This is a genomic window from Micromonospora sp. NBC_01740 (genome assembly GCF_035920365.1).
GTDB classification, from domain to species: domain Bacteria; phylum Actinomycetota; class Actinomycetes; order Mycobacteriales; family Micromonosporaceae; genus Micromonospora; species Micromonospora reichwaldensis.
In genome coordinates this window covers 81,361-102,079 of the sequence record NZ_CP109150.1, presented here as the reverse complement: position 1 = coordinate 102,079, position 20,719 = coordinate 81,361, and the positions used below count along the sequence as shown (strand labels likewise).

General features: G+C 73.5%; 17 protein-coding genes. 11 read left to right on the top strand and 6 right to left on the bottom strand.

All coding sequences use genetic code 11. The features are described from left to right. Positions 1 to 17 precede the first annotated feature (17 nt). Complete coding sequence (locus OG989_RS00390) at positions 18 to 1,598, top strand: ATP-dependent DNA ligase (RefSeq protein ID WP_151456072.1); 1,581 nt, start codon at positions 18 to 20, stop codon at positions 1,596 to 1,598. Positions 1,599 to 1,617: 19 nt separating this feature from the next. Here the strand turns inward: OG989_RS00390 and OG989_RS00385 are convergent, their stop codons facing one another. Continuing rightward, positions 1,618 to 2,445 (bottom strand): SURF1 family cytochrome oxidase biogenesis protein, encoded by an 828-nt coding sequence (locus OG989_RS00385; RefSeq protein ID WP_192581491.1) that lies wholly within the window; start codon positions 2,443 to 2,445, stop codon positions 1,618 to 1,620. 211 nt (positions 2,446 to 2,656) lie between these two features. On the opposite strand from OG989_RS00385, the gene OG989_RS00380 reads away from it, so the two are divergent. Further along, positions 2,657 to 4,048: a cobyrinate a,c-diamide synthase gene (locus OG989_RS00380; RefSeq protein ID WP_151456074.1), complete on the top strand. Its 1,392-nt coding sequence runs from the start codon at positions 2,657 to 2,659 to the stop codon at positions 4,046 to 4,048. Then, on the top strand, positions 4,045 to 4,614 hold the full coding sequence (locus OG989_RS00375) for a GNAT family N-acetyltransferase (protein ID WP_132239339.1): 570 nt from the start codon (positions 4,045 to 4,047) through the stop codon (positions 4,612 to 4,614). The genes OG989_RS00380 and OG989_RS00375 overlap by 4 nt, the downstream gene beginning before the upstream one ends. A gap of 56 nt (positions 4,615 to 4,670) precedes the next feature. On the opposite strand, the gene OG989_RS00370 is transcribed toward OG989_RS00375, so the two are convergent. Beyond that, positions 4,671 to 6,803 (bottom strand): transglycosylase domain-containing protein, encoded by a 2,133-nt coding sequence (locus OG989_RS00370; RefSeq protein ID WP_151456075.1) that lies wholly within the window; start codon positions 6,801 to 6,803, stop codon positions 4,671 to 4,673. Between the two features lie 121 nt (positions 6,804 to 6,924). Between OG989_RS00370 and cobC the strand changes: the two genes are divergently transcribed. Further along, positions 6,925 to 7,998 (top strand): Rv2231c family pyridoxal phosphate-dependent protein CobC, encoded by a 1,074-nt coding sequence (gene cobC / locus OG989_RS00365; protein ID WP_327029372.1) that lies wholly within the window; start codon positions 6,925 to 6,927, stop codon positions 7,996 to 7,998. 52 nt (positions 7,999 to 8,050) lie between these two features. Here the strand turns inward: cobC and OG989_RS00360 are convergent, their stop codons facing one another. After that, entirely contained in the window at positions 8,051 to 9,190 is a 1,140-nt protein-coding gene (locus tag OG989_RS00360; protein WP_225852353.1) for an RNA-guided endonuclease InsQ/TnpB family protein, read from the bottom strand. Between the two features lie 119 nt (positions 9,191 to 9,309). Between OG989_RS00360 and OG989_RS00355 the strand changes: the two genes are divergently transcribed. From OG989_RS00355 to cobA, 3 genes are all read left to right on the top strand, one after another. Continuing rightward, entirely contained in the window at positions 9,310 to 9,522 is a 213-nt protein-coding gene (locus tag OG989_RS00355; RefSeq protein WP_192581492.1) for a transposase, read from the top strand. A 54-nt stretch (positions 9,523 to 9,576) separates the two neighbouring features. After that, on the top strand, positions 9,577 to 10,743 hold the full coding sequence (locus OG989_RS00350) for a nicotinate-nucleotide--dimethylbenzimidazole phosphoribosyltransferase (protein ID WP_151456080.1): 1,167 nt from the start codon (positions 9,577 to 9,579) through the stop codon (positions 10,741 to 10,743). A 70-nt stretch (positions 10,744 to 10,813) separates the two neighbouring features. Further along, a complete protein-coding gene (gene cobA / locus OG989_RS00345) occupies positions 10,814 to 12,097 on the top strand; it encodes a uroporphyrinogen-III C-methyltransferase (RefSeq protein WP_327029371.1) in 1,284 nt (427 codons plus the stop codon). A gap of 138 nt (positions 12,098 to 12,235) precedes the next feature. Here cobA and otsB read toward each other — a convergent pair whose 3' ends face one another. Together otsB and OG989_RS00335 are read right to left on the bottom strand one after the other, a co-directional pair. Then, positions 12,236 to 14,797 (bottom strand): trehalose-phosphatase, encoded by a 2,562-nt coding sequence (gene otsB, locus OG989_RS00340; protein WP_370519000.1) that lies wholly within the window; start codon positions 14,795 to 14,797, stop codon positions 12,236 to 12,238. A gap of 38 nt (positions 14,798 to 14,835) precedes the next feature. Continuing rightward, positions 14,836 to 16,236, bottom strand: coding sequence for an alpha,alpha-trehalose-phosphate synthase (UDP-forming) (locus OG989_RS00335; protein ID WP_151457132.1), 1,401 nt, complete (start codon positions 16,234 to 16,236; stop codon positions 14,836 to 14,838). A gap of 332 nt (positions 16,237 to 16,568) precedes the next feature. On the opposite strand from OG989_RS00335, the gene ettA reads away from it, so the two are divergent. The 4 genes from ettA to OG989_RS00315 all read left to right on the top strand — a co-directional run bounded on the left by ettA (position 16,569) and on the right by OG989_RS00315 (position 20,172). Next, positions 16,569 to 18,245, top strand: coding sequence for an energy-dependent translational throttle protein EttA (ettA, locus tag OG989_RS00330; RefSeq protein ID WP_151457131.1), 1,677 nt, complete (start codon positions 16,569 to 16,571; stop codon positions 18,243 to 18,245). Between the two features lie 21 nt (positions 18,246 to 18,266). Beyond that, positions 18,267 to 18,713 carry an acyl-CoA thioesterase gene (locus OG989_RS00325; protein WP_151457130.1) on the top strand — a complete coding sequence of 149 codons (447 nt, stop codon included), beginning with the start codon at positions 18,267 to 18,269 and terminating at the stop codon, positions 18,711 to 18,713. Next, the gene (locus OG989_RS00320) at positions 18,710 to 19,435 is read left to right on the top strand and encodes a hypothetical protein (RefSeq protein WP_442791900.1); all 726 of its coding nucleotides are present in this window, start codon (positions 18,710 to 18,712) and stop codon (positions 19,433 to 19,435) included. The genes OG989_RS00325 and OG989_RS00320 overlap by 4 nt, the downstream gene beginning before the upstream one ends. A 149-nt stretch (positions 19,436 to 19,584) precedes the next feature. Then, positions 19,585 to 20,172: a YbjN domain-containing protein gene (locus OG989_RS00315; protein WP_151455969.1), complete on the top strand. Its 588-nt coding sequence runs from the start codon at positions 19,585 to 19,587 to the stop codon at positions 20,170 to 20,172. An 88-nt stretch (positions 20,173 to 20,260) separates the two neighbouring features. Here OG989_RS00315 and OG989_RS00310 read toward each other — a convergent pair whose 3' ends face one another. Then, positions 20,261 to 20,650, bottom strand: coding sequence for a globin (locus tag OG989_RS00310; RefSeq protein WP_192581484.1), 390 nt, complete (start codon positions 20,648 to 20,650; stop codon positions 20,261 to 20,263). Positions 20,651 to 20,719: the final 69 nt, after the last annotated feature.

Sequence of the window (20,719 nt, the reverse complement as noted above, 5' to 3'; positions counted from 1 at the left end):
GCTGGCAGGATGGAGCCGTGCGGTTCCTCGACCTGGCAGCCACCTCCGCCGCCGTCGGCGCCACCCGGGCCCGGCGGACCAAGGTGGAGCTGCTCGCCGCCGCGTTGCGGGCGCTCGACCCGTCCGAGGTCCCGGCGGGTGCCGGCTGGCTGGCCGGCGAGCTGCGCCAGCGGCAGACCGGGGTCGGCTGGGCGAGCCTGCGTGACCTGCCGCCGCCGGCCACCGAGCCGACCCTGACCGTGTCCGCCGTCGACGCGGCCATCGACGAGATCGCGTCCGTGCACGGGCCGGGTTCCCAGGCCCGCCGCCGGGCGCTGTTGGGCGCGCTCTACGCCGCCGCCACCGCCGAGGAGCAGCGGCTGCTGACCGGCCTGTTCAGCGGTGAGCTGCGCCAGGGCGCGCAGGCGGGGCTGCTCGCCGACGCGGTGGCCCGGGCCGCCGACGTGCCGCTCGTCGCCGTACGCCGGGCGCTGCTGCTCGCCGGTGACCTGCGCGCGGTCGCGGTCGCCGCGCTCGACGGGGGCGCGGCGGCGCTGGGCGCCTTCGGCCTCCAGGTCGGCCGCCCGCTCGCGCCGATGCTGGCGCAGAGCGCGCCCTCGGTGGACGAGGCGCTCGCGGCGACGGGCACCCCCGCCGTGGTCGACGTCAAGCTCGACGGCATCCGGATCCAGGTGCACCGCTCCGGCGACGACATCGCCGTGTTCACCCGCAGCCTGGACGACATCACCGCCCGGGTGCCGGAGGTGGTCGCCGCCGTGCGGGCGCTGCCCGCACGCGAGCTGGTGCTCGACGGGGAGGCGATCGGGCTCGACGAGACGGGCCGTCCGCTGCCCTTCCAGCAGACGTCGAGCCGGGCGGCGCGGCGCACCACGCCGAGCAGCACCGGCGCCGCCCCGGTCGCCCCGGCCGTGGCCGCCGCCGGGGCGACGGGCGCGACCGTGCTGACGCCGTACTTCTTCGACCTGCTGCACCTCGACGGCGACGACCTGATCGACCTGCCCGGCCGGGAGCGCTGGGCCGCGCTCGACGCCGCGGTCGACGCCTCGCTCGTGGTCGGCCGGGTGGAGGTCGACGACCCGGAGCGGGCCGGCGAGGCGTTCGCGGCCGCCATCGACGCCGGCCAGGAGGGGGTGGTGGTGAAGGCGCCCGACGCACCCTACGACGCCGGCCGGCGGGGATCCGCCTGGGTGAAGGTGAAGCCCCGGCACACCCTCGACCTGGTGGTGATCGCGGTCGAGTGGGGCAGCGGCCGGCGGGAGGGCTGGCTGTCCAACCTGCACCTCGGCGCCCGCGACCCGCGCACCGGCGACTTCGTCATGCTCGGCAAGACGTTCAAGGGCCTCACCGACGAGCTGCTGCGCTGGCAGACCGAGCGCTTCCTCGCCCTCGCCGTCGAGCACGGCGACTGGGAGGTGCGGGTCCGCCCCGAGCAGGTGGTCGAGATCGCCTTCGACGGGGTGCAGACCAGCTCCCGCTACCCGGGCGGGATGGCGCTGCGCTTCGCCCGGGTGGTGCGCTACCGCGACGACAAGACGGCGGCGGAGGCCGACACCATCGACGCCGTACGCGCCATCCACGCCGGCCGCGTCACCGGCTGAGCGGGGTTGGCGGGGCGGGTCAGGCGGCGCCCTGCGGCGCGGGCTCGGCGGCCCGGTCGACGGGCTGCCGCGGTCCCACGCCCGCCAGCCGACGGGCCTCCCGGCGGGCCACCCAGCCGTAGCCGAACAGGGTCATCGCGGCGAAGATCCACCACTGCACGACGTAGCCGAAGTTCTGCCAGTTGTTGTTGTATCCGACCGGCACGTCCTTGAACGCGGGGTCGGCCGCCGGGGTCTGCTCGTCGAGCAGCAGGTACGCGCCGTGCACGGGGTAGGGCAGCTCCCGGGCCAGCCGGGGCACGCCGATCCGCCGGGTCTCCAGCTTGCCGTCACGCCGGGTCACGGCGACCGAGCCGCTCTCGCTCAGGTGCACGCGCCCCGTCACGGTGACCTCGCCGGGCGGGAGGGCCGGCACCTCCGGCTGGACGGTCGCGTCGCCGCCCCGGGCCGGCGGGATCCAGCCCCGGTCCACCAGCACGGCCGTGCCGTCGGCCAGCACGAGCGGGGCGACCACCTCGAAGCCGACCGTGCGGTCCACCGAGCGGCCCCGGACCAGGACCACGTTCGCCGGGTCGTAGCGGCCGGTCACGGTGACCTTGGTCCAGGCCTTCTCCGCGACGGGGGCGGGGCCGGCCGTGCCGTTGCCGCCCGTCGGGGCGGGCAGCACGTCCCGCAGCGGCACCGGGGCCATCCGCAGGCCGGCGTCGATCCGCTCGTTGGCCTCCGTACGGCCGTGGTAGCGGTCCAGCTGCCAGTTGCCGAGCAGCACCATCACCGCCGAGGCGACCAGGGTCAGTGCGAGAATGCCCAGCCAGCGCGGCGTCAGCAGGAACCGGTACACGCCCACGAGGCTACCCCTGTGACCGGAGGCACTCGCTTCGACAGCCCCCATCGCGGGCCTGGGCGGGGTGTCGACGACTCCGCCCGGCGACGCCCGACACCGCCGGCGGGCCCGTTCGGCGGCGACCGCGCGGCGGCCGCTTCGGCTATCGTCACGCGGGCGGACCGCGCGGTCGGCCCGCCGCAGGTCCCCCCGCCGCCCCGCAAGGGAGTCGATGATGACCGTCGTGCCGCGCCTGGTGCTCAGCGCGCCGTCCTCCGGCCACGGCAAGAGCGCGCTGGCGATCGGGCTGCTCGCCGCGTTCGCCGACCGGGGCGTCGACGTCGCCGGGTTCAAGGTCGGCCCCGACCGCGTGGACGCCGCGTACCTCGGGCTGGCCGCCGGCCGCCCCGGTCGGATCCTCGATCCCCGGCTGGTCGGCGCCGACCGGATCGCCCCCCTCGTCGGCCACGGCGCGGCCGGCGCCGGGCTCGCCGTGGTGCAGGGCAGCATGGGCCTGTACGACAGCCTCGCCGGCCGCCCGGAGAGCGAGTCGACGGCCGCCGTGGCCACCGCGCTGCGCAGCCCGGTCGTGCTCGTGGTCGACGTCGCGGCGACGGGGCAGTCGGTGGCCGCCCTGGTGCACGGCTTCCGCTCGTACGACGAGCAGCTCTGGCTCGGCGGGGTGATCCTCAACCGGGTGGCGTCTTCCCGGCACGAGGAGCTGCTGCGCGCGGCGCTGGACGACATCGGCGTGCCCGTCTACGGCGCGCTGCGCCGCCAGGACCTGCCGTCCGTGCTGCCCGCCCGCCGGTACGGGGCGGTGCCCGCGCTCGCCCGCACCGACGAGGCCACCCGCGCGGTCCGCCGGCTCGGCGAGGCGGTCGCCGCCACCGTCGAGCTGGACCGGCTGCTGGGCCTGGCCCGCTCCGCGCCGCCCCTGCCCGCGCCGCCCTGGACGCCGCAGCCCGGGCGGGAGGTCGCCGGGCCGCGCCCGGTCGTCGCGGTCGCCGGGGCGCCGGGCGGCAGCTACAGCGATCCCGAGGCCGTCGAGCTGCTCCGGGCGGCCGGCGCCGAGGTGGTGACGGTCGACCCGCTGCACGACGAGGCGCTGCCCGCCGGCACCGGCGCGCTGGTCGTCGGCGGCGGGCTGCCCGAGTCGTACGCCGAGCAGCTCTCCGCCAACCGCCGGCTCTGCATCGCGGTCGCCGAGCTGGCCCGCACCGGGCGGCCGGTCGTCGCCGAGGGGGCCGGCCTGCTCTGGCTGGCCCGGGAACTGGACGGGCTGCCCATGTGCGGCGTGCTCGACGCGGTGGGGACGCGCCGCGACGGCCTGGTGGTGGGCTACCGGCAGGCGACCGCGTTGACCGACAGCCTCGTGGGGCCGGCGGGGACGGTGGTGGCGGGGCACAAGGAGCACCGCGGCGTGCTCACCCCGCGCGCCGGGGCGCGGCCGGCGTGGAGCTGGGACGGCGGGGCGCCCGAGGGCTTCGTCTGGCGGGGCGTGCACGCCTCGCAGCTCACCCTGCACTGGGCGGCGTACCCGCAGCTGGCGGCCCGCCTCGTGGACGCGGCGGTGGCGGCGGCGGCCGACCCCGCGACCGCCCGGCCCGACGGGGTGCCCGCGTGATCGGTCAGGTGGCGGTCCGTCGCTTTCCGGCGCTGACCGTCTCCACGCCCCGCACCGAGGTACGCGCGCTGACCGGGGCCGACGCGGCGGCGGCCGACGAGGTCTTCGCCGACCGGCAGACCCGGCGGTGGCTGCCGCTGGCCGACACCTCCGGTCAGATCGACGGCCTGGCCTGGTGCACCGACCTGGCGCGGCAGCGGCGCGACAGCGGCGACGGCGACCACTACGCGGTGGTACGCCGGGAGGACGACCTGGTGGTGGGCTGCCTGTGGACGCGGCGCACCGACTGGGGCGCCCGGTGCACCGAGGTCTCCTACGCGATGGCGGCGCACGCGCGGGGCTTCGGCCTGGCGGCCGAGGCGGTCGACGCGCTCGCCATCGCGCTGATCCTCGAACACGGCTTCCAGCGCGTCGAGCTGCGGGTCGCTCCCGGCAACCTGGCCTCCCGCCGGGTCGCCGAGAAGGCCGGGTTCAGCTATGAGGGCCTGCTCCGCAACGCCGGCTTCGTCCGGGGCGGCCGGGTCGACCTGGAGGTCTGGTCCCTCGTCTCCGCCGACCTGCGCTGACCCACCCCGACCCCCGGGCGGCACCGGGACCGGGGCGGTGGCCGTGCGCCCCCGGCTCAGCCGACGATGCGGTCCGACGGTGGGGTGAACTGGCGGGTGGGCTGGCCCTTGAGGCCGTCGCGGAGGGTCTGCGCCACCGCCTTGATCGGGATCTGGGACTGGCCGTCGCCGACCGCGTTGAACGGGTTGTCCGGGTCGGAGATGAAGCTCGCCGCCGCCAGTTCCGGGGTGTAGCCGACGAACCAGGCCGACCGGGTGCTGTCGGTGGTGCCCGTCTTGCCGGCCACCGGGCGGCCGACGGTGCCCCGCACGCTGTCCGCGGTCGACCAGCCGCCGCAGCTGCCGCGGGCCGGGGTGTCGCCGGTCGGGCAGCGGGCGGCGTCGGTGGCGGCGCGGGCGGCGTCGGCGTTCACCACCTGCCGGCAGCGCGGCTTGGCGACCTCCCGCTCGATGCCGGAGGCGGTCTTCCAGGTGGTCGGCGTGCCGTCCCGGTTGTAGATCGCCTGCACCGGGATCGCCTCGCAGTAGCGGCCGTCCGCGGCGATCGCGGCGTACGCGTTGGCCATCTCCAGCGGCGTGGCGTCGGAGACGCCGAGGGTGAACGCGCCCCACTGTTTCGCCTTGGCCGGGGACGCGTGCTCCCGGTCGACGTCGGTGCGCCAGCGCAGCCCGAGCTGCTCGGCCAGGCGGACCGCCTTGTCCGCGCCGACCTGCTCCTCCAGCCACACGAAGTACGTGTTCACCGACTTGCCGAAGCCGGACCACATGGTCTGGTTGCCGCTCATCGCGCCGCTGGCGTTGGACGGCGACCAACCGTCGTAGACCTCGGAGCGGTACCGGTGCGGTGCGTTGAACGAGGTGGACAGGGGCATGCCCGCGTTGAGTGCGGCCAGCATGGGGAACATCTTGAACGTCGAGCCGGCCTGGTAGCCCGCCAGGTCGCCGCCGCCGAGCAGGGGCGCCACGGTGTTCGGGTAGTTCGCCTTGACCTTCGGCCCGGCCTCGGGGTTGGAGCTCTGCCCGTTCTCGCTCAGGTCCAGCGAGTACGTCCGGTTCACCGCCATCGCCTTGACCCGCCCGGTGCCGGGCTCGGAGACCACGATGCCGTTGGCGAAGGGGCTGCCGGTGTTCTCCTTGGTGCCGACGTTCTGCTCGGCCGCCTCCTGGATCTTGGGGTCGAGGCTGAGCACGATCCGGTAGCCGCCCCGGCGCAGCTTGTCCAACCGCTCCAGCCGGTTCTCGCCGAACGCGGGCTGCGTGCTCCACCAGTTCTTCAGGTAGTCGCAGGCGAAGCCCCAGCTGTTCCACTTCTCGGGCACGGAGGCGCAGTCGTTCGGCGGGTACGTCAGCTTCAGCCGGATCGGCTCGGTCTTCGCCTGCGTGACGGCGTCCGGCGAGAGGTATCCGAGCTGGGCCATCCGGTCGAGCACGTAGTTGCGCCGGCCGGTGGCGTCCTTCTGGTCGGAGCTGGCCGGGTCGTACTCGGACGGGGACTTGACCAGGCCGGCGAGGGTGGCCGCCTCGACGGGGCTGAGGTCCTTGGGGGCCTTGGAGAAGAAGATCTCGCTGGCCGCGTAGATGCCGTACGCGCGGTGCCCGAAGTACGCGGAGTTGAGGTAGCGCTCCAGGACGTCGTCCTTGCTGAGTTCCTTCTCCAGGTCCATCGCCATCCGCATCTCGCGGACCTTGCGCAGGCTGGTCTGCTGGGTGGCCTCCTGCACCTCCTTCGGCGTCTTCGCGCTGTCCCGCAGCGCCATCCGCACGTACTGCATGGTGAGCGTGGAGGCGCCCTGGGAGACGCCGCTGGAGCGGGCGTTGGCCACGAAGGCGCGGGCGACGCCCTTCGGGTCGACGCCCCGGTGCTGGTAGAAGCGGTTGTCCTCGGCGGCGACGATCGCCTGCTGCATGTGCGGGGAGATGTCGGCCAGCTTCGTGTACTGCCGGTACTCCTCGTAGAACATCGTCAGCACCGTCTTGCCGTCCGGCGCGTAGACGTACGACGTCTCGGCCGGCAGCGCGGTGGTGAGGATCTCGGTCTTGTGTTCCATGGCGTGCGCCGTGACCTTGGCGCCGAGGCCGGTGGCGGCGGCCACGGGGTACGCCACGGCGGCGACCACGATCCCGGCGATCAGTCCGGCGCGGAGGAGGGGAACGAGACGACCAGCGGCGGCAAGGGGTCGATTGCTCACACGCTCAAGTTATGACATTTCCGATTCGTACCTGAGAAATATTCATAAACGCCCGTGTGGTGATGCGGCCCACGCCGGGATCCGCTGTCCCGCGCGGCACCTTCCCGGCAGGATCGCGGACATGCGTGGTCAGCCGACCGGGACCCTCCCCGAACCCGACCTCACCCACCACGGCGACGCCGAGGTGGGGCCGGGGCTCGTCGACCTCGCCGTCAACGTGCGGCGCGACGCGATGCCGGACTGGCTGGCCGACCCGATCACCGCCGCGCTCGGCGACCTCGCCGCGTACCCCGACCCGGGGCCAGCACGGGCCGCCGTCGCGGCCCGGCACGGCCGCCCGCCGGCCGAGGTGCTGCTGACCGCCGGCGCGGCCGAGGGCTTCGTGCTGCTCGCCCGGGCGCTCGCCGGGGTACGCCGACCGGTGGTGGTGCACCCGCAGTTCACCGAGCCGGAGGCGGCGTTGCGCGCCGCCGGGCACCAGGTCGAGCGGGTGCTGCTCGGCGCGGACGACGACTTCCGGCTCGACCCGGCCCGGGTGCCCGCCGACGCCGACCTCGTGATGATCGGCAACCCGACCAACCCGACGTCGGTGCTGCACCCCGCCGGCGACCTGGCCGCCCTGGCCCGACCCGGCCGGGTGCTGGTGGTCGACGAGGCGTTCGCCGACACCACCGTCGCCCCCGGCGTGGCCGGCGAACCGGAGTCGCTGGCCGCCCGGCGGGACCTGCCGGGCCTGCTGGTGGTCCGCAGCCTCACCAAGACCTGGGGCCTGGCCGGTCTGCGCATCGGCTACCTGCTCGGCGAGGCGGACCTGCTGGAGCGGCTGGCCGCGGCCCAGCCGCTCTGGGCCGTCTCCACCCCCGCCCTGGCCGCCGCGTCGGCCTGCGCCACGCCCGTCGCGGTCGAGGCCGAGCGCGCCATCGCCGCCCGGCTCGCCGCCGACCGCGACCACCTGGTCGCCCGCCTGTCGGCCCTGCCCGGCGTACGCGTCGCCGGCCGTCCCGCCAGCGCGTTCGTGCTGGTGCACGTCCCCGGGGCCGCCGACGTGCGGGTCGCCCTGCGGCAGCGCGGCTGGGCGGTACGCCGGGGCGACACGTTCCCCGGCCTCGGCCCGGACTGGCTACGCATCGCCGTGCGCGACACGGCCACCACCGACGCGTTCACCGAGGTACTGGCGGAGATCCTGGAGGCTTAACGCTTCCCCACGGCTGGAAGTCGGGGGGATTTCTGGCTCGGACTGCGCGCAGCTACCAACCCCGAAGGGAGGTGTTCACGTGTCTTGCGTCGTCAGCACCAGCACGGTCGCGTTCTACCGTGGCGAGGATCGCCCCCGCGGCGTTCCGGTCTCGACAGGCAGTATGCCCGCAGCTGTCGCACCGGAAAGTTCGCACACCCAGCCCGAGGCGTTCCTTGGCTCTCGTTCCGCACTGCGAGCAGGTCATCGTGGTGTAGGCGGGCGGCACCAGCACCACCTTTCGGCCCGCCCGCGCGCCGCGTTCGATCAGCTCTCGCTTCGCCGCGCCGATCGCGGCGTCTGCGACCTTGCGCGCCATGGTGCTTCGCGTCAGGAACGTCGGCTTGAAGTTCTCAACGGCGATCACGTCATGGTCGTTCACGACCCTTTTTGCCCACTGTCGGGCTTCGTGTGCGTTCTGTCGGGCCGCCTTCTTGTTGAGCCTGGCGGCCTGCCGTTTGGCTTGCAGGTAGCCCCTCGACGGCGGGTTGCCTCGGGGGCGACGCCGACGGCTCATCTTGCGCTGTGCCTTGGCCAGCTCCGCAGCGCACCGCTTGCGGTGGCCGAGGTGCGGCAGGTCGTAGGCGGGATCGGTGGTGGTGGCGGTGGTGGTGACGCCCCAGTCAACGCCGATCGACCTGTCGACGGCCGGTGCCACTTCCGCTTCGCGACGAACGACGAACGAGGCGTACCAGTGGCCCAGCGAGTCCTGGTAGATGCGCACGCTGGTCGGCGTGGACGGCAGGTCTCGGGACCAGAGCACCGGGATAGTGATGCCACCGGCCAAGCGCAGCCGACGTTCCCGGATGGTGAACCCACGCAGGGTGTACTCAAGGCTGGGCAGGGTGCACTTCCGGCGTTTGACCGTTGGTCGCCCTCGGCCTTTGATCTTGTAGGAGTGCTGAAGTGCCAGGGAGTAGGTGCGCAGTGTCTGCTGTTGGGCGACTTGGGTGCCGTCGCGCAGCCACGAGGACCGGGCGCGTGCATCGGTGAGCATTTTGGACAGCGTGCAGAAGGTGGGCTTGCGGCGGGACTTCTGCTGGTGGACGGCTTCGTTCCACAGCCATCGGCATCGGCCCCACTCGGTGAGCAGCGCGGCCCGCGCGGTTGCGCCAGGGCGCAGCCGGTAGGTGTACCGCACCGTTTCGTCCACAATCAACACAATACGTCAGTCAGCTTTATAGTGGGGGATGGAGGAAGTCTCAAAGAAATCATCCGCGAGGAATGCGCCGAACGCGACGCGCCCATCGTGGAATTGACGATGCCGACCATGTGCGCCTGTTCATCACATGCGATCCGCAGTTCGGCATCCACCGGCTCGTCAAGCAGATCAAGGGCCGCACGTGGCGTCTGCTGCGCGCCGAATTCCCGTCACCGCGGTCCCGGCTACCCGCCCCTCTGGGCCACTCGTACTTTGTCGCCACTGTCGGCGGCGCAACCATGGAGGCCGTCAAACACTATGTCGAGAACCAACGCGACGCCTGACCATCCTTTCCTCCCCGTGGCTGAAGCCAGGGGTTTCACGGGCGAATTCTGATGATGCTGGAGACCACGATCGCGGCGATCCGGCCGCCGGACGAGTCGGCGATGGCCGCCGCGCGGGAGTTGCAGGGGCGGCTGACCAAGCCCGCCGGCTCGCTCGGCGCCCTGGAGGAACTCTCCGTACGCCTCGCCGGCCTGGCCGGGCACTGCCCGCCGCCGCTGCCCGAGCCGGCCGCGGTCGCGATCTTCGCCGGTGACCACGGCGTGCACGCCCAGGGGGTGACGCCCTGGCCGCAGGAGGTCACCGCGCAGATGATCGGCAACTTCCTGGCCGGCGGCGCGGTCGTCAACGCGTTCGCCCGGCAGGCCGGCGCCTCGGTCACCGTCGTCGACGTCGGCGTGGCCACCCCGCTCCCGGCCACCGGCACCCCGGCGGGTGCCCCGCTCGCCGACGGCCCGGCGGGTGCCTTGGCCGCCGATGGCGCGCCGGCCATTCCGCTCACCCGGCCCCCGGCGGACAGCCTGCCGGCCCGCGACGCGCCCCGGCTGGTCGCGGCGAACGTCCGCCCCGGCACCCGGGACCTGGCGGTGACCGCCGCGCTCACCCGCGAGGAGGCCCGCGCGGCCGTCGAGACCGGCATCCGGGTGGCCGACGAGTTGATCGACGCGGGCGCGGGCATCCTGCTCACGGGGGACATGGGCATCGGCAACACCACGCCGGCCGCCGCCCTGATCGCCGCGTTCACCGGCATCGACCCGGCGGAGACGACGGGCCGGGGCACCGGGGTCGACGACCCGACGTACGCCCGCAAGGTCGACGTCGTGCGGGCCGCGCTGCGCCGGCACGACCCCGATCCCGCCGACCCACTGGGCGTGCTGGCCGCCGTCGGCGGGCTGGAGCACGCCGCGCTGGCCGGGCTGATCCTGGGCGCCGCCGCCCGCCGCACCCCGGTGCTGCTGGACGGGGTGATCGCGGTCGCCGCAGCCCTCGCCGCGGCGGCCCTCGCGCCGCACGCCGTGGCCGCCATGGTGGCCGGGCACCGCTCCGCCGAGCCGGGGGCCACGGTCGCGCTGCGCCGGCTGGGCCTGGCGCCGCTGATCGACCTCGGGCTGCGCCTGGGCGAGGGCACCGGCGCGCTGCTCGCGCTGCCGGTGGTCACCGGCGCGGTCCGGGTGCTGCACGAGGTGGCCACGTTCGACTCGGCGGGGGTGGCCGAGAAGTGAGCGACCGGAGCGAGCGGCCCGCAGGCGTGTCGCGTTCCGCCGTCGCCGGCGAGCAGGGCGGGGCGGCGGCGTGAGCGGCAACCCGTACCCGCTCGGCCTGCGGCTCGCCGGCCGCCGGGTGGTCGTGGTGGGCGGGGGAGCGGTGGCCACCCGGCGGGTGCCGGCCCTGCTCGACGCCGGGGCGCACGTCTTCCTCGTCGCGCCCGAGCTGACCCCGGCGCTGCGCGCGCACGTCGACGCCGGACGGCTGCACTGGGCGCCGCGCCGGTTCGCCCCCGACGACCTGGACGGCGCGTGGCTGGTCCAGGTCGCGGTCGACGACCCGCTCGCCGCCGCGTCGGTCAGCGCCGCCGCCGCCGAGCGTCGCATCTTCTGCGTACGCGCCGACGACCGCGCCGCCGCCACCGCTTGGACGCCGGCGGTGACCCGGCACGGGCCGGTGACCGTGGCGGTGCTCGGCGGAGGCGACCCGCGCCGGGCGATGGCCGTCCGCGACGCCGTCCGCGCCCTCCTGGACGTGAGGAAGGGCCCCCGGTCAACGCCTGCGGTGGAGGAAGGGTCCCTTCCATCCCCACAGGGTGGGCGGGTTGCGTTGGTGGGGGCCGGTCCGGGGGACCCGGAGCTGATCACCGTCAAGGGCTGGCGGCTGCTCACCGAGGCGGACGTGGTGGTCGCCGACCGGCTCGTCCCCGGGCTGCTCCTCGACGAGCTGCGCCCCGACGTCGAACTCGTGGACGCCTCCAAGATCCCGTACGGCCCGTCCCGGGGCCAGGAGGAGATCAACCGGATCCTCGTGGACCGCGCCCTGGCCGGGAAGTTCGTGGTGCGGCTCAAGGGCGGCGACCCGTACGTCTTCGGCCGGGGCGGCGAGGAGCTGCTGGCCTGCGCGGCGGCCGGCGTGCCGGTGACCGTGGTGCCCGGCGTGACCAGCTCGATCGCGGCTCCGGCCGCGGCGGGCGTCCCGGTCACCCATCGGGGGGTGGCCCACGAGTTCACCGTGGTCTCCGGGCACGTCGCACCCGACTCGCCGGCCTCCCTGGTCCGGTGGGAGGCGCTGGCCGGGCTGCGTGGCACGCTGGTCGTGCTGATGGGGCTGAAGAACCTCGCGGCGATCACCGCGACGCTGATCGCGCACGGCAAGCCGGCGGAGACACCGGCCGCCGTGGTGCAGGAGGCGACGACCGGGGCGCAGCGGGTGCTCCGCTCCACGCTCGGCGCGGTGGCCGCCGACGTGGCGGCCGCCGGGCTGCGCCCGCCCGCGGTGGTGGTGCTGGGGGACGTGGTCGACGCTCTCGCCGGGGCTGGACCTGAGGGATTTCCGGGCAGCCCACTCGCTCCGGGCGGTCAGGCTTGATCCCTGCGCGAGCGGGCTGCCCGGAAATTCCCGGTGGGCGTTGCCCGTGGGGCGGCTCGGGTTCGACCGGGCAGAGTCAGACGGGATGACGACGGCGGCCGGAGACACAGTCTCCGGCCGCCGTCGTCGCCGGTCAGGTCACTGCTTGAGCATGTTGTCCAGCAGCAGGGCGCAGCGGATCAGGCCGAGGTGGCTGTAGGCCTGCGGGTGGTTGCCCAGCCCGCGCTCGGCCATCGGGTCGTACTGCTCGGGCAGCAGGCCGGTCGGGCCGGCGGTGTCCACCATCTGCGAGAACAGCTCCTCGGCGTCGGTACGCCGTCCGGTGCGCAGGTACGCCTCGATGAGCCACGCCGTGCAGATGTGGAAGCCGCCCTCCCGCCCGGGCAGGCCGTCGTCCCAGTGGTAGCGGTAGACGACCGGGCCGCTGCGCAGGTCCGCCTCGATCCGCAGGACGGTGGAGAGGAAGCGCGGGTCGTCGCCGGGGAGCAGGCCGGAGAGCCCGATCCACAGCGACGAGGCGTCCATCTCCTCGTCCCCGTACGCCACGCTGTAGGCCTCGACGGTCTCGTGCCAGCCGTACTCCAGCACGTTGGCGCCGATGCGGTCGCGCAGCTCCACCCACTCCGGCCGGTCCTCGCCGCCGTGCTGGCGCATGACGTGCAGCGCCCGGTCGACGGTCATCCAGCACATCACCTTCGAGAAGATGTGGTGCCGCGGGGGGAGGCGGGCCTCCCAGATGCCGTGATCGGGCTCGTGCCAGCGGCGGCGGACCGCCTCGACCATGTTGTCGAGCACCCGCCACTCGTCCTCGCGGACGGAGCCGCGGGCGTCGGCCACGGCCGCGATCAGGTCCGCGATCGGGCCGAAGACGTCGAGCTGGAGCTGGTGGTTGGCGAGGTTGCCGACCCGGACCGGCCGGGAGCCGGCGTAACCGGGCAGGGTGTCGATGACCGCCTCGGCGCCCAGTTCGTAGCCGTCCACCGTGTAGAGCGGGTGCAGCCGCTCCGGGTGCCCGCCGGTGCGCTCGATGCACCCGTCGACCCAGCGCAGCAGCGCCTCGGCCTCCTCGATCGAGCCCAGGTCGACCAGGGACCGCGCGGTCATCGCCGCGTCCCGCAGCCAGCAGTAGCGGTAGTCCCAGTTGCGGACGCCGCCCAGTTCCTCCGGCAGCGAGGTGGTCGCGGCGGCCAGGATCGAGCCGGTGGCCTCGTGGCAGAGCCCGCGCAGGGTCAGCGCGCTGCGGACCACCAGGTCCCGGGCGGTGCTCGGCAGCCGCAGGGTGGCCACCCAGTCCTTCCAGGGCTGCTCGGCCAGGGCCTGCCGCTCGTGGACCGACATCCGGTGGTGTTCCAGGCTGTGCGTGCCGAAGCGCAGCTCCAGCACGACCTGCCCACCGGAGGCGGAGAGGTCGACGACGGCCTTGGCCGTCTCGTAGCCGCCGTCGTTGGTGACCTGCCACTCGACCCCGGGCGAGTAGAGCGCGACCGGCTCGTTGGAGCCGAGCACCAGCAGGCCGTCGCCGATCGGCTGCAACTGCACCGCGACCTGGCCGAACTCGGGCCGGGGCGCGAACTCCAGCCGGGCCCGGCCCGAGCCGGTGAGCACCCGGACCATTGTCGAGTCGCCGGTCACGACGGCCGGGCCGTCCGGCGTGGTCTCCCTGGCCGGCTTGTCCAGCCAGTCGGTGACGGTCAGGCCCGACCACCGGGTCTCGACGGTCATCGTCCCCGAGCGGTAGCGCTGCCCGAGCGGGATGCCCCCGCGTTCCGGGGCCACGCTGAAGTGCCCGGCGGGGCTGCCGCCGACCAGGTCGGCGAAGATCGCCGCCGAGTCCGGCTTTGGGTGGCAGAGCCAGGTGACCTTGGCCTCGGGGGTGAGCAGGGCCACGGTCCGCCCGTTGGCCAGCATCGAGTGCCGCTCGATGGGCACCGCGCGCTCGCCGAAGAGCCAGTGCCGCCGGGTCTCCAGCAGCAGGCCGAGGGCGCGGGCGGCCTCGATCGGTTCGGCGACCCGGTAGCCGGCCTGGGTGTCACCGGGGCCGATCTTGATGCCGACGTCCGGCCCGTGCAGGTTGCCGAAGGCGTTCTCGTCGGTGACGTCGTCGCCGATGAAGAGCACCGCGCTGGCGGAGAGCTGGGTGCGCAGTTGGTCGACGGCCGTGCCCTTGTGCGTGGCGACCACCGACAGCTCGATGACCTCCTTGCCCTGGGTGACGGTGACGTCGTCCCAGGTGGCTGGGCCGCTGCGGACCGCCTCGATGGCGGCAGCCGCGATCTCGGGGGCCACCCCGCGGGTGTGCACGGCGACGCTCGCCGGCTTGCGCTCCAGCCGGATTCCCGGGTGGGCCGAGGCGATCTCGCGCAGGGCGTCGCGCAGCCGGGTGCGGACCGCGATCAGCTCGGGGGAGAGCCGCTCGACGAAGCCGATGTCGAACTCGGAGCCGTGGCTGCCGACGAGGTGGACCTCGCTGGGCAGCCGGGAGAGGGCGGCCAGGTCGCGCAGGGCCCGCCCGGAGACCACCGCCACGGTGGTCTGGGGCAGGGCGGCCAGCGCCCGGACGGCCGCCACCGACTCCGGCAGCGGCACGGCCTTGCTCGGGTCCTCCACGATCGGCGCCAGGGTGCCGTCGTAGTCGCAGGCGATCAGAAGCTGGGGTACCCGGGCGATGCGGCCGATGGCCGCCCGCAGTTCCGGGTCCATCGTGCCGGCCGCCGGGGTGACGATCTCGTTGGCGGCGTTCACGCGTCCTCCGATTGAGGCACACCGAGCTCGGTGAGGAAGGACTTCGCCCAGTGCCCCACGTCGTGGGTGCGAAGATGGCGTTGCATTGTCCGCATTCTGCGGCGTGCCTCCGGCTTCTCGACGTGCACGGCCCTCAGCAGGGCGTCCTTGACCGCGTCAGGGTCGTGCGGGTTACACAGGAACGCCTGACGCAGCTCGGTGGCGGCGCCGGCGAACTCGCTGAGCACGAGTGCACCGCCCTGGTCGGCGCGCGATGCGACGTACTCCTTGGCTACCAGGTTCATTCCGTCTCGCAGCGGGGTCACCATCATCACGTCGGCGGCGGCGTACATCGCGGCGAGTTCAGTGCGACTGTACGACTGATGCAGATAATGCACCGCCGGCACGCCGACCCTGCCGAATTCGCCATTAATCCGGCCGACCTCCCGCTCCACCTTCACGCGTAGTGCCTGGTAGTGCTCCACGCGCTCGCGGCTGGGCGTGGCGACCTGCACCATGACCGCGTCGGGAACTGTCAACTTTCCGTCAGCCAGCAGTTCGCGGAAGGCCTTGAGCCGCAACTCGATGCCCTTGGTGTAGTCGAGCCGGTCGACGCCCAGGATGATCGTCTTCGGGTTGCCCAGCTCCTCGCGGATCTCCTTCGCCCGGGCCTGGATCGCCGCGTCGGCGGCCAGCCGCTCCATCTCCTTCGTGTCGATGGAGATCGGGAACGCGCCGGCCTTCACCTGGCGCCCGTCGACCTGGATCATCTGCCCCTCGTAGCGCAGCCCGAGCAGGTGCCGGGCCAGCCGGACGAAGTTCTGCGCGGCGAGGCGCTGCTGGAACCCGACCAGGTCGGCGCCGAGCAGGCCGCGCAGGATCTCGGTGCGGAACGGCATCTGCATGAACAGCTCGATGGGCGGGAACGGGATGTGCAGGAAGAAGCCGATCCGCAGGTCGGGCCGCAGCTCGCGGAGCATCGCCGGGACGAGCTGGAGCTGGTAGTCCTGCACCCAGACCGTCGCCCCCTCGGCCGCGACCTCCGCCGCGGCCTCCGCGAAACGGGCGTTGACCAGGCGGTACGCCTCACGCCAGCGGCGCTTGTAGGCGGGCGTCTCCACCGCGTCGTGGTAGAGCGGCCAGATCGTCGCGTTGGACTGGCCCTCGTAGTAGCGCTCCAGCTCCTCCGCGCTCAGCGGCACCGGGTGCAGCCGGATGCCCTCCAGGTCGAAGGGCTCGGGGGCGGCGCCGGTGCCACCGGCCCAGCCGACCCAGGTGCCCTGGTGCTCGGCGAGGACGGGGTGCAGTGCGGTCACCAGCCCCCCGGGGCTGCGACGCCACTGCCGTCCTTCGGGGGTGCTCACCTCGTCGACGGGTAGCCGGTTCGCCACTACGACAAAGGAGCTGCGGACGGTCACGTTCGGCCACCTCCGGGTGCTGACGGGTCAACCGCGAATGAGCGTACTGAGCGTAGCTGCGGCTTCTGGGGCCCCGTGCCGGAGTCACCTACCCTTCCCACGATGGTCCAACCCTTGGCGTGATCTTGTCGATACCCCTGCTCGGAAGCAGGGGTGGCGCGACGCGTCCGGAGGTTCGGGGGCGGGGTGATGTGGGCGCGACGCCGCGTACCTGTCAGGATTGAGGATGGCGTGCGTGCGGCCGGCCACCGGCCGGCGGCGGCGGGCGGAGGTCGAAGCCCGCGCCCGCGCCCGCCGATCCCAGTCGCAACCCTACGGAGGTAGCCCACACCGTGGCCCAGTACATCTACGTCCTGGAAAAGGCGCGCAAGGCGCACGGCGACAAGGTCGTGCTCGACAACGTGACGCTGAGCTTCCTGCCGGGGGCCAAGATCGGTGTGGTCGGCCCCAACGGCGCCGGCAAGTCCAGCCTCCTCAAGATCATGGCAGGGCTGGACAAGCCGAGCAACGGCGAGGCCCGGCTGATGCCCGGCTACACCGTCGGCATGCTCGCCCAGGAGCCCCCGCTCAACGACGCCAAGACCGTGCTCGGCAACGTCGAGGAGGCGGTCGCCGAGACCAAGGCCAAGCTGGAGCGGTTCAACAAGATCGCCGAGCAGATGGCCACCGACTACTCCGACGAGCTGATGGAGGAGATGGGCCGGCTCCAGGAGGAGCTGGACCACCTCGACGCGTGGGACATCGACTCCAAGCTCGAACTGGCGATGGACGCGCTGCGCTGCCCGCCGCCGGACGCCGACGTCACCCAGCTCTCCGGTGGCGAGCGCCGCCGGGTGGCGCTGTGCAAGCTGCTGCTGGAGGCGCCCGACCTGCTGCTGCTCGACGAGCCCACCAACCACCTGGACGCGGAGAGCGTCTCCTGGTTGGAGCAGCACCTGGCCAAGTACGCCGGCACCGTCATGGCGATCACCCACGACCGGTACTTCCTGGACAAGGTGGCCGGCTGGATCCTGGAGCTGGACCGCGGCCGGGCCATCGGCTACGAGGGCAACTACTCCACCTACCTGGAGAAGAAGGCGGCCCGGCTGGCCGTCGAGGGCCGCCGCGACGCCAAGATGAAGAAGCGGCTCACCGAGGAACTGGAGTGGGTCCGCTCCAACGCCAAGGCGCGGCAGACCAAGTCCAAGGCCCGACTCGACCGCTACGACGAGATGGCCAACGAGGCGGAGAAGACCCGCAAGCTCGACTTCGAGGAGATCCAGATCCCGCCGGGCCCGCGCCTGGGCAACACGGTGATCGAGGCGCAGAACCTCAGCAAGGGCTTCGGCGACCGGCTGTTGATCGACAACCTGTCGTTCTCGCTGCCGCGCAACGGCATCGTCGGCATCATCGGCCCCAACGGCGTCGGCAAGACCACGCTGTTCAAGACCATCGTCGGGCTGGAGCAGCCGACCGGCGGCGAGGTTCGGGTCGGCCCCACCGTCTCGCTGTCGTACGTCGACCAGAACCGGCAGGGCCTCGACGGCGACAAGAGCGTCTGGGAGGTCGTCTCCGACGGCCTGGACTACCTCATGGTGGGCAAGGTCGAGATGCCGTCGCGGGCGTACATCGCGGCGTTCGGATTCAAGGGGCCGGACCAGCAGAAGCCGACCAAGGTGCTCTCCGGCGGCGAGCGCAACCGGCTCAACCTGGCGCTGACGCTGAAGATCGGCGGCAACGTGATCCTGCTCGACGAGCCGACCAACGACCTGGACGTCGAGACCCTCTCCAGCCTGGAGAACGCGCTGCTGGAGTTCCCCGGCTGCGCCGTGGTCATCTCCCACGACCGGATGTTCCTCGACCGGGTCTCCACGCACATCCTGGCCTGGGAGGGCGACGACGAGGACCCGTCCCGCTGGTTCTGGTTCGAGGGCAACTTCGAGGCGTACGAGAAGAACAAGATCGACCGGCTCGGCGCGGAGGCGGCCCGCCCGCACCGGGTGACCTACCGCAAGCTGACCCGTGACTAAGAGCGCGGACCGCAGCCGATCATGAGCGACCGCTTCGTCTACCACTGCACCCTGCGGTGGTCCGACCTGGACGCGTACGGCCACATCAACAACTCGCGCTTCCTCACCCTCTACGAGGAGGCGCGGGTGGCGTTGATGTTCGCCGGCGGCCGGGCGTGGGGGGTGGGCTCGTTCGCCGACGGCGTCGTGATCAGTCGGCACGAGATCGACTACCTGCGCCCGGTCGAGTACGCCCTCGGCCGGGCCACCGCCGAGGCCGCCCCCACCGTGCGCATCGAGCTGTGGGTGGAGGAGATCCGGGGCGCGTCCTTCACCGTCGCCTACGAGCTCTTCGACGGCGAGGTGCTGGCCAGCCGGGCCCGTTCGGTGCTGGTGCCGTTCGACCTGACCCGGCAGCGGCCCCGGCGGATCACCCCGGAGGAGCGCACGTTCCTGCTCACGTACGCGCCGCAGGGCGGGGTGGCGTGACGGCGGCCGGCGGGCCGGTCGCCCCGGCGGGGGTCGGTGGCGGCGGGACGGTCGCCGGTGGGCACGGGATCGCCGACGCGGCCGACGCGGGGGCCTTCCTGGCCCGTCTCGTCCGGCTGGACGGCGACGCGCCGGTCCGGCTCAGGTCGGCCGGCGCGACGGGCCGTACGGCCCTCTGGGGGCGTCTGCCGTGGGGCGTGCTGGTCGTCCGCACGGTGGCCGGCGACGGCCCCGGCGACGCCACGGTCCCGGCCCGCGAGTTGCTGGCCGAGCTGGCGGCGGGCGGCGCGGCCCTGCCGACGCGGCGGGACGAGCGGTGGCGGTGGCCGCTGCCGCCCGCGGCGAGCCGCCGGGTGGAGACGCTGCCGGGCGTGGAGCTGCGGCGGATCGCGGCGGCGGCGGCGGGAGCCCTGCGCGACGCCAGCACCCACGGCGTCGGCGGGCGTGCGGTGGGGCAGCGGGCGCTGCGGGACGCGCTGCTCGACCACGTGCCCGTGGTGGTCACCCCGGAGGACCCGCCCGGCGAGCCGGTCGAGGTGACCCAGCGGATGGTCCAGGGGGTGGTCCGGATGGGCTTCCTGGGACCCGCCGAGGGGGTGGCCGGGACGGTCGGCGGGGGCGACGTCCAGGTGCGCACGGTTGGCCGATGGGTCGGCCTGGTGGGACCGTACGGAGCGATATGGTCGCAGAAGGCCACCGAACTTGCCGTGCGGCCCCTCTGAATTCATCCGTTCGGCTGACCCTCGGTCATTCTTCTGTCCTGGGGCTGCCGTTGGGGGGGTGCTTCAACCCGGCTGTCCGGGTACCGTCCATCCTCGGATCCAACGCACCGTAGGCGAGTGGATCCGCTGGGGAGTGAGGTGCGCGAGCGATGCCGTGGTGGTCATGGCGCCCCGGTCCCGCCAACGGCGGCGGCGACCCGGAAAGGCGGAGCGGGGTCACAGTGGAGAGCACCGTCCGGGTCGGACCACCGACCCCCCGTCAGCCGGGAGACGACTGCCCGCCGACGGAGCGAGCCGTGATCGCGGACATGCCCGCCACGGTCGAGCCGGTCACCCTACGCCGCGTCTGCGACGCACTCGACAGGCTCGACGTGCGCTACCTGGCCGACGGCGACGGCAACCTGCTGGCCATGTGGGAGCGGCACGCCGTGCTGGTCACACTGGAGGGTCCGGAGGACGAGATCCTGGTGATGCGGGCCCGTCCACACGCGACGGTGCCGCCGGACTGGGCCGACCGCGCCTACCGCGTGGTCAACGAGTGGAACCACACCCGCCGCTTCTGCAAGGCCTACATCGGCGACCCGACCGAGCGCGGCCAGTTGCCGATCTACGCGGAGTTGCAGGTGCCGTTCGGTGCCGGGGCGCACGACGCGCTGCTGGTCGAGATGCTCGACTGCGGCGCGGCGGTCGCCACCAGCTTCGTGGACTGGCTGCACGACGAGGGCGCTCTGCTCTGAGGCGCCGGACGCCCGCCGGGCGATCCGGTGCCCGGGCGAACGCCGACGGGCCGCCCGGCACCTGCCGGGCACCCGAGGGGCAGCCCGGTCAGGCCGGCCCCGCCGGGTCCTCCATCGCGTTCACCATGAAGTAGGCGGCCCGCTCCAGGTAGTCCCACAGCGCGGTGGCGATCTCCGGCGGCAGGTCGAGCCGGTCCACGGCGCGGCGCATGTGGAGCAGCCACGCGTCCCGCTCGGCGGCGCCGATCCGGTACGGCGCGTGGCGCATCCGCAGTCGCGGGTGCCCCCGTTGCGCCGAGTACGTGTTGGGGCCGCCCCAGTACTGCATGAGGAACAGGGTCAACCGGTCCGCGGCCGGGCCCAGGTCCTCCTCCGGATACATGGGGCGCAGCAGCGGGTCGTCGGCGACCCCGGCGTAGAACTCGTCCACCAGCTTGCGGAAAGTGGGCTCGCCGCCGACCGCTTCGAAGAGGGTCATCGACGCACCGGGACGGTCGGACTCACCTGCGGCATTCACCGTTCCATCCTGCCAGGTGCCACGTCGGGC

Coding starts and splice junctions, on each gene's coding strand:
- cobC (WP_327029372.1), top strand. CDS start 6,925: ATGCGTGGTCAGCCGACCGGGACCCTCCCCGAACCCGACCTCACCCAC.
- OG989_RS00325 (WP_151457130.1), top strand. CDS start 18,267: ATGAGCGACCGCTTCGTCTACCACTGCACCCTGCGGTGGTCCGACCTG.
- otsB (WP_370519000.1), bottom strand. CDS start 14,797: ATGGACCCGGAACTGCGGGCGGCCATCGGCCGCATCGCCCGGGTACCC.
- OG989_RS00350 (WP_151456080.1), top strand. CDS start 9,577: ATGCTGGAGACCACGATCGCGGCGATCCGGCCGCCGGACGAGTCGGCG.
- OG989_RS00315 (WP_151455969.1), top strand. CDS start 19,585: ATGCCGTGGTGGTCATGGCGCCCCGGTCCCGCCAACGGCGGCGGCGAC.
- OG989_RS00310 (WP_192581484.1), bottom strand. CDS start 20,650: ATGACCCTCTTCGAAGCGGTCGGCGGCGAGCCCACTTTCCGCAAGCTG.
- OG989_RS00380 (WP_151456074.1), top strand. CDS start 2,657: ATGACCGTCGTGCCGCGCCTGGTGCTCAGCGCGCCGTCCTCCGGCCAC.